Annotated in this window: 9 protein-coding genes and 1 pseudogene; 4 read left to right on the forward strand and 6 right to left on the reverse strand. The window is 43.7% G+C overall.

Annotation, left to right across the window (positions count from 1 at the left end; all coding sequences use genetic code 11):
* The first annotated feature begins 39 nt into the window (after positions 1–39).
* Entirely contained in the window at positions 40–1287 is a 1248-nt protein-coding gene (locus H6G48_RS03830) for a bifunctional folylpolyglutamate synthase/dihydrofolate synthase (RefSeq protein ID WP_190719223.1), read from the forward strand.
* Here H6G48_RS03830 and H6G48_RS03835 read toward each other — a convergent pair.
* The 6 genes from H6G48_RS03835 to H6G48_RS03860 form a co-directional block, all read right to left on the reverse strand.
* Positions 1261–2850 carry a DUF3352 domain-containing protein gene (locus H6G48_RS03835; RefSeq protein ID WP_190719227.1) on the reverse strand — a complete coding sequence of 530 codons (1590 nt, stop codon included), beginning with the start codon at positions 2848–2850 and terminating at the stop codon, positions 1261–1263. The two genes, H6G48_RS03830 and H6G48_RS03835, sit on opposite strands and share 27 nt — an antisense overlap.
* A 771-nt stretch (positions 2851–3621) precedes the next feature.
* Positions 3622–5307, reverse strand: a complete 1686-nt coding sequence (locus H6G48_RS03840; RefSeq protein WP_190719229.1) for an alkaline phosphatase PhoX — start codon at positions 5305–5307, stop codon at positions 3622–3624.
* Between the two features lie 235 nt (positions 5308–5542).
* The gene (locus H6G48_RS03845; RefSeq protein WP_190719232.1) at positions 5543–6751 is read right to left on the reverse strand and encodes a quinone-dependent dihydroorotate dehydrogenase; all 1209 of its coding nucleotides are present in this window, start codon (positions 6749–6751) and stop codon (positions 5543–5545) included.
* A gap of 104 nt (positions 6752–6855) precedes the next feature.
* Positions 6856–7731, reverse strand: coding sequence for a J domain-containing protein (locus H6G48_RS03850; protein ID WP_190719235.1), 876 nt, complete (start codon positions 7729–7731; stop codon positions 6856–6858).
* A 159-nt stretch (positions 7732–7890) separates the two neighbouring features.
* Entirely contained in the window at positions 7891–10053 is a 2163-nt protein-coding gene (gene dnaK / locus H6G48_RS03855) for a molecular chaperone DnaK (protein WP_190719238.1), read from the reverse strand.
* A 203-nt stretch (positions 10054–10256) separates the two neighbouring features.
* Positions 10257–11165 carry an RluA family pseudouridine synthase gene (locus H6G48_RS03860; protein ID WP_190719248.1) on the reverse strand — a complete coding sequence of 303 codons (909 nt, stop codon included), beginning with the start codon at positions 11163–11165 and terminating at the stop codon, positions 10257–10259.
* A 467-nt stretch (positions 11166–11632) separates the two neighbouring features.
* On the opposite strand from H6G48_RS03860, the gene H6G48_RS03865 reads away from it, so the two are divergent.
* From H6G48_RS03865 to H6G48_RS03875, 3 genes and pseudogenes are all read left to right on the forward strand, one after another.
* Positions 11633–11797, forward strand: a complete 165-nt coding sequence (locus H6G48_RS03865) for a hypothetical protein (protein WP_190719241.1) — start codon at positions 11633–11635, stop codon at positions 11795–11797.
* A gap of 270 nt (positions 11798–12067) precedes the next feature.
* A complete protein-coding gene (locus H6G48_RS03870) occupies positions 12068–12577 on the forward strand; it encodes a hypothetical protein (protein WP_190719245.1) in 510 nt (169 codons plus the stop codon).
* Positions 12578–12618: 41 nt separating this feature from the next.
* Positions 12619–13032 (forward strand): annotated as a pseudogene (locus H6G48_RS03875) (response regulator); the annotation flags it as partial.
* Positions 13033–13142: the final 110 nt, after the last annotated feature.

The raw sequence follows: 13142 nt of genomic DNA on the forward strand, positions 1-13142 counted from the left end.
CGATCCTAGCCGGATTCCTTTATTTATAGTTTGCTAACCATGACTATCGATTCTTTACTGCAACCTTTTCAGCGTTTTGGTGTCAATCTCGGTTTAGAAAGAATAAAAAATCTGCTGGAGATTTTAGGCAATCCCCAAGATAAAATTCCGATTATTCATGTCACGGGAACTAATGGCAAAGGTTCGGTTTGTGCCTATCTATCCTCTATTCTCAGTACCGCCGGTTACAAAGTCGGACGTTATATTTCTCCCCATTTAATTGCTTGGACAGAAAGAATCTCTATTAATGGCGAAAATATTGAAACCGCGACTTTAGAAAACCTGCTTAAATATATACAATCGCTTATCGATCCCCAGCAGGAAAGTCCTACTCAATTTGAGGTAATTACTGCCGCTGCTTGGCTGTATTTTGCTCAGGAAAAGGTGGATATTGCCGTGATGGAAGTGGGTTTAGGAGGAAGATTAGATGCGACTAATGTTTGCGCTCAACCTTTAGTTACTGTCATCACTTCTATTAGTCGGGAACATTGGCAAAATTTAGGTCCCACGGTTGCCGATATTGCCGGGGAGAAAGCGGGGATATTAAAAGCGAATTGTCCCGCAGTTATCGGACAATTACCGGAATCAGCGCAGGGGGTAGTTAGGGAGAAAATCAAGCTGTTAAATTGTCCGACGGTATGGGTAGAAGCTGCCGAAAAAATTGCCGATAATCGGGCTAAATATCAAGGGTTAGAATATCCTTTATCCTTAGCGGGAGATTTTCAATTAACTAATTCCGCTATAGCGATCGCTGTTGTTAATATTTTACGCCGGCAAGGTTGGCAAATTAGCGATGAAGTCGTGCAAGAAGGAATGGCAAAAACTCGCTGGTTAGGACGTTTACAAACCGTTAATTGGTGTCAGCGAGAAATTTTAATAGATGGCGCTCATAATCCTGCTGCTGCCATGGGTTTAAGGCAGTATGTAGATAGTTTAAAGGCTCCAAAAATTATCTGGGTAATGGGAATTTTATCGACTAAAGATCATCGGGAAATATTCCAAGCTTTATTAAGAAAAGGCGATAGTTTATATTTAGTTCCCGTCCCGGATCATAGCAGTGCTAATCCTGAAACCTTAGCGGAATTAGCGGCTTCAATTTGTCCAGAATTATCTCACCTAGAGACTTGTTCCGATGTATTTTTAGGACTAAAAAAAGCCATCCAAGAATCTGCCGATAGTCAGATAATTCTCTGTGGATCGCTTTATCTAGTCGGTTACTTTTTAGGGAGTTTGTTTCAGGGAAAATAAAACATCAATTTTACTGGTGGTTTTATCAGGCATAGTGGCAGTAATTCCGATCCCGCGTACCGATTCTAAAAAGACCTTTGTTTCCGGGGTTAATTCCTTGGCAGGAAGATTATTAATTCCCCCTGCTTTAGCGATAATTTGCTCCACATCGATGAAGAAATAACCGAGATTATTTTTCGGCAAATTGGCGATCGATGCTTGGAAAATCTCACTTTTGCTAATCGGTTGATTCGATTGGGGTTGATAGGGAATTCCGACGGTCATTTTTAAGGTATCATTATTAGGCCAAGCATAGGTTAAAATCGCTTGTTTTTCCGCTTTCCATTCAGTCACATCTTCACCAGAAATTTTACTGTTTTCTATGGTGATAAAGGGAACAGTTTTCACCAATTGATTTAACCTATCGAGGGTAGTTTTTGCCGCTTTCTGATCGCCGGTTTGCCAGATCATCATTCCCCCAAAACCTAACCCTCCCACTGCTTGCTGGTTGGGGATAATTCCGAAAGCAAATTCTCGATCCATCCAGTTGAAAACTTCTTTATCCGCGTCAAGGGTTGCCATCTGAAAATTCTCACGGATCTGACGTAGAAAAGCTTGTAATTCTGGGTTAGTTTGGGACTGTTTTTCTGCTTCTTCCCATCCCTGTTTAAGATTATTACCACTCCAGACTGCGATGGTATCTCCGGGGAAATAATTTAAAACTTGATTTCTGCTGGGGGAAGGTAGGGTAGAAATAGTTTCAGGGGCAAGTTTAGCCACCATTTGTAATTGTAATCCCGTATCGGTGACACCCACTCCCGCGACAATATCTTGAATTTTTGCTAATTCTTGCCGACTTTGGGGAGATAAATTGGCATCTGCTCCCAAGATTCCGGCATAATCATCGATATAAATTGTTGCTAGGGTATTGGGTAGGTTGAGGGATTGGGAAAGCAGTTTTCTCACTTCCGGTTTACTGCTAAAAGATGGCTGTCCTTGATAGGTATCGATCGCCGCTTCTAACACCTTTTTATCGTCGGATATCAACAAAAAATCCCCCGCAACAGCAGTATAAATGGTGGTGTTATCCTGCCAATCTATAGCGGTAATTGTAATACCTTTGTAGTCACTGGTGCTAGTTTTGCGATTAACTTGTTGTCCTAGTTTTTTCTGGAATTCCGATGCTTTAATTTTATCTTTGATGCCGATAACCGTTAATAATTTCGATTGTCCGGGGGTAGCTGCGGGAAGGAAAGCAAAGCTAATACTACCGATCCAAGGTTCGATATCCCGTTGATAATCAATCTTATCGGTGAAGATATTTTTTTGTAATTCTTCTAGTCCTTGACTAACCACAGTTCGTGATTCTGGTGTACCATATTTAGCTAACACTGACCAAGCTTTTGCATCCGTGGAGACAAAACTACTAGCAAAGGCAGTTTCTGGGATAACTTTTGCCGATTCTAAGGGGGTGAATCTTTGCCAAGGTAGTTGTCCTCGTAGATAAAGATAGACACCTCCTGCGGTTACTGCTGTTAGTCCTAAGACGACTAAACAACCGGGTAAAAATGATTTTTTTGACATAGAATTGTGGTTTGGTTAAAAAGTTCCATACTTGGCGATCGATTTGTCTCTGGTTGTAGTATCTAGAGAATTGGTTAATCTTTAGTAAGCTTTAACTATTATTATAGCTTCTGGAGGTACTAAGCTGTTGACTATCTAAATTACTCGTTAAGACTGCACGGGAGCGGGGGGAAGTAGTTGGAGCTTTTGTACTAAAATATCTAATACGCAGTTTAAATGCAGTACAGCTTAGAATGCTCAAATATTGTTGATATGAATATCATAAAAGGCTAATTTGATCATTCAACTGGACATGAGATAGACAAAATTCCTTGATTCTCGAAAATTTTCTGATTACTAAGTATGCAGAAATACAGACAAGAAAAATCCCTGTTATTATAAAATAGTTTAGATCAAAAAGTATTGTTTTTGAATTGTTGTATTTATTTTAAATATATTTATTTTAAAAATATTAAACCTACTGCTGTTAACTTTGATGCTTAAAAAGCTATCAGAATCATAATAATTTTGTTGAAAAGTACAGCCTTTTAAAAAATAAGGTTATTATGAACCTATATTATACTAAATCTGGTTATTAAAAACTGATTATTCATTCCCCTTTTTGCCTTTTGCATGAGTAGAAAAGGGGTTTCTCCGAGAAACCCCTTTTCTGTGCGTTACTCAACGGATTTAGTATTAGACCTTTTTGACCCAATATCCAAGAGAGCCAAAAATGACAAAAAATAGGGGCTGGATTATTTTCAACCCCCTACAATACAAGAAATTATCGTTTTAGCGTTGTTTCCGTTTTAATGCCAAGGCAGATAAACCAAAGAAACCTAAACCAAAAAGGAGAGTTGGTTCCGGGGTTTGGACAGTTAATAAACCTAATTGACCACCTTCGACAAGATTATTGGGCCCGCCGATGCTGCCATTTCGCACACTGTGGGCCTGCACGTCGAGAATCAGAATTTTTTCTCCCGGTCGAGCGCCCGGAAAGAATTCAGTAATATCCAAAATCCCCGAAGTTTCCCAGTTACCTAAATCATTGGGGCTGCTGTCGGTTTGACCACCTGGTAAACTAGGACTACGATCGATCTGACCTACTCGTGTCGCTCGTCCGGTGGTGGCATCAAGTCGCCAAATCGAGGCTTCTTCTCCAGAGGTTTGACCGAAACCAGAGAAAGAACGGTCTTCTTGGATATAGATAGTACCGTCATCGGACCAATCGAGGTTATCGGGACTTCTCACCCCAAAATCGGGACCGCTAAATTGACCACCACCCGCATCATTACCATCGTAGAGAATGCGAGCGCTGACGCTAGAAGCAGCGGTGTCGAGATTGCCGTTTTGATCGAAAACCAGATTATTATCGAAGATATAAACGGTTCCCCAGCTATCGGCCCCATTGAATAAAGAACTGCGTCCGGTGGAAGCAAGAACAATTTGGGAACCATCACTGGGATTAATCGAGACATCTTCCGGACGGGAGAAGGAAAAAGCTCCTAAAGCGTCCGCTTGGGCGCGAAGATTGCTATCGGTGGCAAAACCATTGAGAAAACCAACCCCATTTCCCTCGTTCACCACTTCTACCCAACGTCCGGCACTGGTGTTACCAGTACCGCCAAAGTCCCGGGGATCGATACCTTCATCGCCTACCCAAACATACAGTTTGCCCTGTTTGAGACCATTGCGATCGAGAAAACTACCATCTCCGACCCCGTTTTTCTCCCCAATGTAGAGATAGAGAGGCGCGGACTCGGTATCATCACCCCCGATCATCGCAATGCGATCACTTCTACCTGTATCAATTTCTGTCCAATTTTCCCAAGCGCCGCGACCCATTTCTGGGGCAGCCCAGATACCGAAATTGGTAGGATCGAGAACCCATTGAGTCCCATTGCTGGTTTCTTCTCCAGCAAAGTAGATATTATCTTCAAAACCGATCCCTTGACCGAAGGAATAACGACCGAAAGCGGCACCAGAACAAAAACGATCTAAACCTCCAATGGTGGGAGCGAGTTCAAATTGACTGGTACTGGTGATTAGATTGTAAGAGCGATCGTAGATTTTATCGAAGGCTAATCCAGAACCGATAATTTGACGACTACTGGTGTCGATGTCAAAGTAACTGATTCTTGCTCCTGTCACGGAAAGCTGGTTAGCAGTACCCGGATTCAGGGTATAAGAGGCTCCTTGGTTATTTCTAACTTCGTGGTTGACCAAGGCACGAATCGTCCCATTTCCTAGATCGATAACGCCAATTCCATCCAGAATACCGATGGGAGTGTAATTGTTAATGGTTTCACCCACTGTAAATAGGGGCGTATATTTATAACCATTTAATCCTGTCACCTGCGGTCCGCCTGTATTAGTATGGGCCTGCGCTAAAACCGTCGGTACGTTTATTAGGGAAATTCCCACTGTTAGCAGAGTTGCCGCTAGAACATTTTTGGGGTTAGAAGGTGAAGCAATCATTAATTTTTTAGTCCTCTAATCTCAAGGAAACAAAACGTTCTCTCTTGAGATTAGAAGGCTTTTATTAAGGGATTGATAAGCCCAGAATAAAAACTCTTTAAGAACTGATGCTTTGTCATAATTATTAATATTTATGCAAACAATTGTAAAAAAGCTGGATGCTCACGACCTAGATTCTTTCTGTTAACAATTGTTATTTAATCATCGAGCCTAGTAAACAATGTCTTTCTTTTGCTTATTCTGACTCCTGAATACGGGCCTGTGACTCTTTCCCTAAGGGAATATTTTTGATTTTTGGCAGAAGTCCATTATTAATTCCCACCGCTTGATTAATATTAGTCAACCCATTAGCCTCTAATTTTTCTGTTAATCCTTGTAAAATATTTGATACTAGCCAAGGACCCTGGTATAACCAACCGGTATAAATCTGTAATAAACTCGCACCGGCGGTAATTTTTTCCCAAGCATCATCGAGAGAAAAAATGCCTCCCACTCCAATTATCGGTAAATTGCCTTGGGTTTGCCGATAGATAAAACTGAGCACTTCCGTGGCACGTTCCCGCAAAGGTTGCCCACTAATTCCCCCTGCTTCTTCAGTGATTGGTTTACCGGTTTCGGGCAGAATTGTGGTTTTTAATCCCGTGCGTTTAGTGGTAGTATTAGTAGCGACAATTCCAGCTAATTGATAGGAGAAAGCTAAGTCAATAATTGTTATGATATCTTCCCATTCTAAATCGGGAGAAATTTTCACTAATAGGGGTTTTCTGCCTTGATTTTCTGTTTGTAAAATGTCGAGGATTTTATCGAGTTGTTCCCCACTTTGCAGGGAACGCAAACCTGGAGTATTGGGAGAACTAACATTAACGACAAAATAATCGGCATGGGGGAATAAATAGCGAAAACTGCCTAAATAGTCCTCTGGGGCCTTTTCTAGGGGCGTATTTTTCGATTTACAGAGGTTAATGCCGATGGGAATCTGTCGGGGTTGTCGTTGCCAAGATTGTTGGAGAGTTGCCGCTAGAACTGGCGCACCGAGGTTATTTGCCCCCATACGGTTTAATCCCGCCAAATCTTCCGGTAAACGAAATAATCTCGGTTTTGGGTTGCCCGGTTGCCCTTCTAGGGTGACAGCACCCACCTCGGCAAAACCAAAGCCGAAATTATGCCAAAGTCCTGCCCCTAAACCGTCTTTATCGAATCCTGCCGCTAATCCGACGGGATTGGGGAAATTTAACCCCCAGAGGCTTTGGGATAGGCGAGAATCGCTAAAACTGAGGGATTCTGATAATTGTGAGATTAGCCATTGTCCCCAAAATTCCCCCCGCGAGCGATCGATTTTTTGGAGAGTATTTAATAATTGTTTTTGTGTTCCCTCTAAATTGCCCCGAATAGCCTTGAAAGCTAGAGGATAAAAAGGTTTAATTGTATCAATTATATTGATCATAAAAAGACAGGAATTAAGGGTTAGGTGTAGGGTGGGTTAGGCAAGAACAAGTTATGTTTTTGACAAAAAATTTCAAATTTGCCGTAACCCACCTAGTATAATCTTTATAAACCTTGACGAGGGTTAAAAGTTTCGATTGCCCGTATTTTTTGATAAAGTTCTAATTCTTCGGGGCTAGGATTGGGAGGATTAACTAAGAGAATTTCCACTAATTGATCGCCCCTTTCTCCTTGGGAAGTGGGATAACCTTTGTTAGCCAAACGTAATCTTTGACCACTTTTTAATCCCTTAGGAATCATCATTTTAACTAACCCGTCAATGGTAGGAATTTCCACAAAACCTCCCACAATTGCCTCGCTAGGAGTAATCGGTACTTGACAGACAATATCGGAACCTTGAATCCTAAAAAAAGGATGCCTAGCGATAGTTATTTTTAAATATAAATCACCCCCTTCAATACCCTGACCTTTGAGACGAATTTTCTGCCCATCGATCATAGCTGCCGGCATATCAACCTCTATTGATCTACCATCTTCCAGACGAATTCTTTGTCTGCCACCTTGATAGGCTTTCTCTAAAGGTAAAGTTAATTTTGCTTCCACATCTCGACGAGTTAAACGGGGAGAGGAGGCAATTTTAGCGCGCTTAGTATTAAGGTTATTAAAATCTCTAAACTTCCATAAATCCTGTTCTGTACGGGGGATTTTTCCATTACCGTTACTATTCGCTTTTTCCCCCGGACGTATCCCGCGGCGTTTATTTCCTGTCAAGGAACGATTATACTCAACCCGTTTTTCTTCATCGGAGAGAACATCATAAGCTTCATTAATATCTTTAAACTTTTCTTCGGCCGATTTATCCCCCGGATTAACATCAGGATGATATTGACGCGCCAGTCGTCGAAAAGCCTTTTTGATCTCGTCACCAGTAGCCGTTCGAGATACTCCTAAAACATCATAATAATTAACTAATTGTGGCATATATTCAGTTATCAGTTATCAGTTATCAGTCATCAGTCATCAGTCATCAGTTATCAGATTTGAGTTTTAAGTGAGCAGTATGTATTAAGCGAGCAGTATTAAATAGTAGTTTCCCACTGTCTTTTCACTGTTTACTGATCACTGTTTACTGATCACTGATTAAAACCAATCATCATCGTCATCATCCCAGTTATTTTGGGGGGGAATATTGCGGGAACGATTGCCGCCGCTGCGGTTACTTTTACTATTGTTATAACTTTTTTCCTCCGAACGGGGGGAACTTGACCAATCGCTATCGCGGCCATTGTCGTAATTGTCCTGATTGCGGGGGCGATAACTATCTTGATTAGCCGAATAATTGGGTCGATAATCACTTTGATAACCCGGTGTACTGGGACGATAATCCTGACGATAACGATCGCGACGCGGTTCAGATGGAAGCTCATCTTCCTTATCCCCGGTAAAAGTCTTGCGAATAGCGCTAAAAAAGCCCTCGTCTTCCTCGTCGTATTGTAGCCGTACCTCGCGATTTAATTCATAGATAACATCCTGTAGGTCTGCCTGGGCGCGATCAATGCGACGGTCATCATTTTTCTCCAAAGCGTCGATAATTTCCGTACTCAAAGACTCAATTTGACGACGATAGGAACGGGTAAACTCATTACCAAAATCGAGAGTAACATCTTTTAAGCGTCGTTGGGCTTGATCCACCAGAGAGCGGGCGCGATTGCGTTTATCGACCTTTTCGCGACGGGTACGATCTGCTTCGGCAAATCGGGCAGCATCGCCAATCATGCGGTTAATTTCCCCTTCGCTGAGGGTAGAAGCGCCTTGAATGGTGACACTTTGCTCCCGTCCGGTCATTTTATCCCTAGCGGTGACTTGTAGAATACCGTTAGCATCGATATCGAGGGACACCTGCACTTGGGGAATACCCCGGGGTGCGGGGGGGATACCGGTTAATTTAAAACGTCCCAGGGATTTATTATCGCTGGCCATTTCCCTTTCCCCCTGCAAAACGTGGATTTCCACCACAGTTTGATTATTTTCGGAAGTGGAAAAAAGGTCAGCTCTGCGGACGGGAATAGTGGTATTGCGGGGGATTAACTTTTTCATCACACCGCCGATGGTTTCTAAACCCAAGGATAAAGGGGTAACATCGAGGAGCAGCACGTCTTTGACCTCGCCGCCCAAAATTCCTGCTTGAATAGCCGCCCCGACCGCTACAACCTCATCAGGGTTAACATTTTGATTGGGTTCCCTATCGATAAAACTCCGCACCAAATCCTTAACCACCGGCATCCGCGTGCCGCCGCCCACCAGTACCACTTCGTCTAGTTGGACGGGGGACAAACCGGCATCAGAAAGGGCGCGTTTGAGAGGACGACGGAGACGACTGATTAAATCGCCGCATAATTCCTCAAATTGGGCCCGACTCAGGCGAGTTTCGATGTGTTTAGGTCCGTCTTCCGTGGCGATGATAAAGGGCAGATTAATATCGGTGACGCTGACCCCAGACAGTTCTATTTTGGCTTTTTCTGCCGCTTCTGTGAGTCTTTGTAGGGCTTGCCGGTCTTGGCGCAGCTCCACGCCTTCCTGTTCCAAAAATTGATTGGCTAACCAATCGACGATTCTTTTATCGAAATCATTTCCGCCTAATTGGGTGTCGCCACTGGTGGCTTTCACCTCAAAAACGCCGTCACCCACTTCCAAGATAGAAACATCAAAAGTACCGCCTCCCAGGTCAAAAACGAGGATTTTCTTGCTTTCTTGTTCATCGAGACCGTAGGCCAGGGCGGCGGCGGTGGGTTCGTTGAGAATCCGCAGCACTTCTAACCCCGCAATTCGGCCCGCATCCCGGGTGGCTTGACGTTGGGAGTCGTTAAAATAGGCGGGGACGGTGATTACGGCCCTGGTAACTTCTTCCCCCAGATAACGGCTGGCTTCTTCGGCTAATCGGCGTAAAATTAGGGCGGAAATTTCTTCGGGGGCGAATTCTTTTTGCAGACGGGGGCATTTAATCTTGATATTGCCCATCTCATCCCGGCGGATGGTGTAGGGGACGCGCTTCGATTCGGGGTTTAATTCCGAGTAGCGACGACCTATGTAGCGTTTGACTCCATAGTAGGTGTTTTGGGGATTGAGTACCCCTTGTCGCCGGGCCATTTGACCGACCACTAACTCCCCATCTTTATTAAAACCGACCACAGAAGGGGTGGTTCTCATGCCCTCCGAGTTGGCGATGACCACTGGCTTTCCGCCTTCCATCACGGCGACGACGGAGTTAGTTGTCCCTAGATCAATGCCTACTACTCTACCCATGCTTGTTTTTGTCTCCCCCTAGATTTCGATAACTTCGGGACTTTTACCTTCGATCGATAGTTTAAATCGCTTAATGCTTGTTGACAATATTGTATCGAATTGTCTTAGTTTCTCGCTCTCGCTTCGGGGCAATTGAGGGTGTGATTACCGAAGTGGTCTTTTAGCGACTCTGGCGATCGGGCTTGGGGGGGGTGAAAATAGGGCTAGATTTCCAGATTTTCCCTATCTACTAATTCCGGCGGCGCTGGACAACAAATAGAGATTCTTTCCCCTGTACTGGGATGATTAAAAACGATTTGATTGGCATGGAGATAATAACCACAATCTCCCGGTACTGCATCCGGTCGCGGTAATCCCCCCAGACCATACAATGGATCACCGATTAAAGGATAGCCAAAAAAGGCCAGATGAATGCGAATTTGATGGGGTCTGCCCGTAAAAATTCTTACTTCTAATAGGGTACTATCGGGATGTTTTTTTAAGACTCGACCATCACTGCGGGCCGATAACCCATCTGTGAGCGCACCGTAAACATGGCCTAAAATGGGATGGGCAATTTTCCCGATCGCTTGATTAATAGTAAAATTATCTGGTATGTCGCCCTGACCAACTAAAGCTCGATATATTTTAGTAATTTTCCCCTCCCGCATCTGTTGACTCAATTTAGCTCTAGCGGGCTTTGATTTCGCCATTAAGACTATGCCGGAAGTGCCGCGACCAAGACGATGAATTGGATAGGGAGTGACCTCGGCATAATGCTGATGTACCAGATGGATGAGAGTATGTTCGAGAAATCCACCCCCCGCTAACACGGGTAATCCCGAAGGTTTCGCCACCACTAACACCTCGGCATCCTCGTAGAGTACCTCAAAAAAGAGCGGTACATCCGGTTCTGTCCACGGCGGGCGCTGATAGGTCAATTGCTGCCCGATTTCCAAGACTGTATCGGGGCAAGCGGGACGACCGTTGACTAGAATTGCTGCCGATAAAATGCGATCGAGCCATTCTTCTGGGCTAGAATGGCAATATTTGCCCGTATAGTAAGCTAATAAGCTTAATCCTGCCTGATTTTTGCTAATTTTATCTCGATAAATCCAGCCTTGATTGGGCATTGGGGAAGTGGGGAAGTGGGGACGTGGGGGAATTTCCACTAACACCCTAACACCCCAACACCCCAACACCCCAACACCCTATCACCCTATCACCCTATCTCCTGAATACTGACTTCTCACCCAATGTTCGACAAAGATAAGCAAAAATTATTTATTGACTCCAAAAGCTTGAGAATATTTAAATTAACATTCCGCAATATTTACAAATTCTTAAGAATTAATTGAGAAAGATTTTTATTTAACAACGATGTTATGATGGTTACAGCGATTTTACTGAATTTCATAATGGGTTATTCTTTGCTTTTTTGGACAGCAATGGTTGAAACCCTTGCCACACCTACAAGGTAATCCCAATTAAGACAGGTAAATCAGTCAATTTCACCCACAACGATGATCTTTTTTTTGTGTAGTTTTATTGCAAAGAAAAAGTTTTTTTGACAAAAAGCACAAAGTATGTAGGAGTAGTTATGGCAGAGTGGGAAGTGGGGAAGTGGGGAAGTGGGGAAGTGGGGAAGTGGGGAAGTGAGGAAGTGGGGAGTGGGGAGTGGGGAGTGGGGAGTGGGGAGTGGGGTGTGGGGAGTGGGGTGTGGGGTGTGGGGAGTGGGGTGTGGGGAGTGGGGTGTGGGGTGTAGGGAAGTGGGAAGAATAAATAAAATAATCTACTGTCTCCTGTCTCGGAGTCTCCTGTCTCCTGTCTCCTGACTACTGATACCCGAATCTTGGTTGAAAGACCAAAACGCTTGCAGAGCTATCCACAAGTGGACAACTAGATAACAAGTGATATTCTAGTAGGTTCGGATAGGACATAATCGTGTAAGACGTGAGTAGGGGAAACCAGAAAGCGCAGTGATGAGCTTCGAGAATCCCTCCCATGAGCGCTTCGGGGAGTGTCAATTAATTGTATGTCTTTGGTAATTTGTCCGGGTTTTCATGATTCTAGATTGACCGAGGATTTTTTAGGACATCTGGGGAGCCAATCGGTCAAATTACGTTCCTATATTATTATTTCGCCTTTTTCTTGCTTAAATGAAGCTTTTTCACCGGGAGAAGCTCTAACCTTGATTGGGTTTAGTGCGGGGGTGGTAAATGCGATCGCTTTAGCTCATTATTGGCAAGCTCAAGGGGCGACAATTCGAGCTTTAATAGCTCTAGACGGGTGGGGAGTGCCATTAATCGGTAATTTTCCCATTTATCGCCTGAGTCACGATTATTTTACCCATTGGAGTTCCTGTTTACTGGGTAGTGGTCAAGAAAACTTTTATGCAGATCCACCTGTAGATCATCTTAGCCTCTGGTCGTCCCCCGATCGAGTGACCGGTTGGTCTATCAATGGTAATTTTGTCCAACGCACCACAGCGTTAACTTTTTTATTAAATCGGTTAGGCAAGAATCAATTAACTATAATTAGGTAGTCCCCTCCCTGTCTTTCCTATTTCTTTACCGCTGCTGATTTATGAGTACATCCGTTCCGAATTCTTCAATTCTCTTGGTGGGAATTGAGGAGAATATCGCTAAACTAGCTAGTGCGGACTTGAAAGAAGCAGGTTATCGTCCCCTGATCGTGCCTAGCATTGATATCGCTTTCCCAGAAGTGAAAAGTTGTCAGCCAGCGATGATTATACTCGATCGCTTCCTCGCAGCGAAGGCCGGTGTGAATTTTTCTAGTCGTTTACGTTCCCAGGGAAGTCGCGTTTATATTATTTTGTTAGTATCTCAAGAAACCCTAGAAGAACGTCTCGCCTGTTTGGAAGCGGGAGCCGACGATTATTTTCTCAAACCCTATAATTCGCCATCTTTTCTCAAATTAATCCGTTTTTACCTGCAACCTCTGGAAATTACCCCCGAACAATTGCGTTTCGGTGACTTAGAGAACTCCATAAAAAAGATGATCCAATAGTCAAGTGGTTTGATAAGGGATTTCCACAAACCACTTTGGCAAATGGGGAAGTCGATTAATCTGTTTTTCCAACTCTGCCA

Source organism: Microcystis flos-aquae FACHB-1344 (assembly GCF_014698375.1).
GTDB lineage: Bacteria > Cyanobacteriota > Cyanobacteriia > Cyanobacteriales > Microcystaceae > Microcystis > Microcystis aeruginosa.

What these genes read in the sequence shown, in the direction of transcription:
- H6G48_RS03870 (WP_190719245.1), top strand. Translation starts at nt 12,068, where the DNA reads ATGTCTTTGGTAATTTGTCCGGGTTTTCATGATTCTAGATTGACCGAG.
- H6G48_RS03860 (WP_190719248.1), bottom strand. Translation starts at nt 11,165, where the DNA reads ATGCCCAATCAAGGCTGGATTTATCGAGATAAAATTAGCAAAAATCAG.
- H6G48_RS03835 (WP_190719227.1), bottom strand. Translation starts at nt 2,850, where the DNA reads ATGTCAAAAAAATCATTTTTACCCGGTTGTTTAGTCGTCTTAGGACTA.
- H6G48_RS03840 (WP_190719229.1), bottom strand. Translation starts at nt 5,307, where the DNA reads ATGATTGCTTCACCTTCTAACCCCAAAAATGTTCTAGCGGCAACTCTG.
- H6G48_RS03845 (WP_190719232.1), bottom strand. Translation starts at nt 6,751, where the DNA reads ATGATCAATATAATTGATACAATTAAACCTTTTTATCCTCTAGCTTTC.
- H6G48_RS03850 (WP_190719235.1), bottom strand. Translation starts at nt 7,731, where the DNA reads ATGCCACAATTAGTTAATTATTATGATGTTTTAGGAGTATCTCGAACG.
- dnaK (WP_190719238.1), bottom strand. Translation starts at nt 10,053, where the DNA reads ATGGGTAGAGTAGTAGGCATTGATCTAGGGACAACTAACTCCGTCGTC.
- H6G48_RS03830 (WP_190719223.1), top strand. Translation starts at nt 40, where the DNA reads ATGACTATCGATTCTTTACTGCAACCTTTTCAGCGTTTTGGTGTCAAT.
- H6G48_RS03865 (WP_190719241.1), top strand. Translation starts at nt 11,633, where the DNA reads ATGGCAGAGTGGGAAGTGGGGAAGTGGGGAAGTGGGGAAGTGGGGAAG.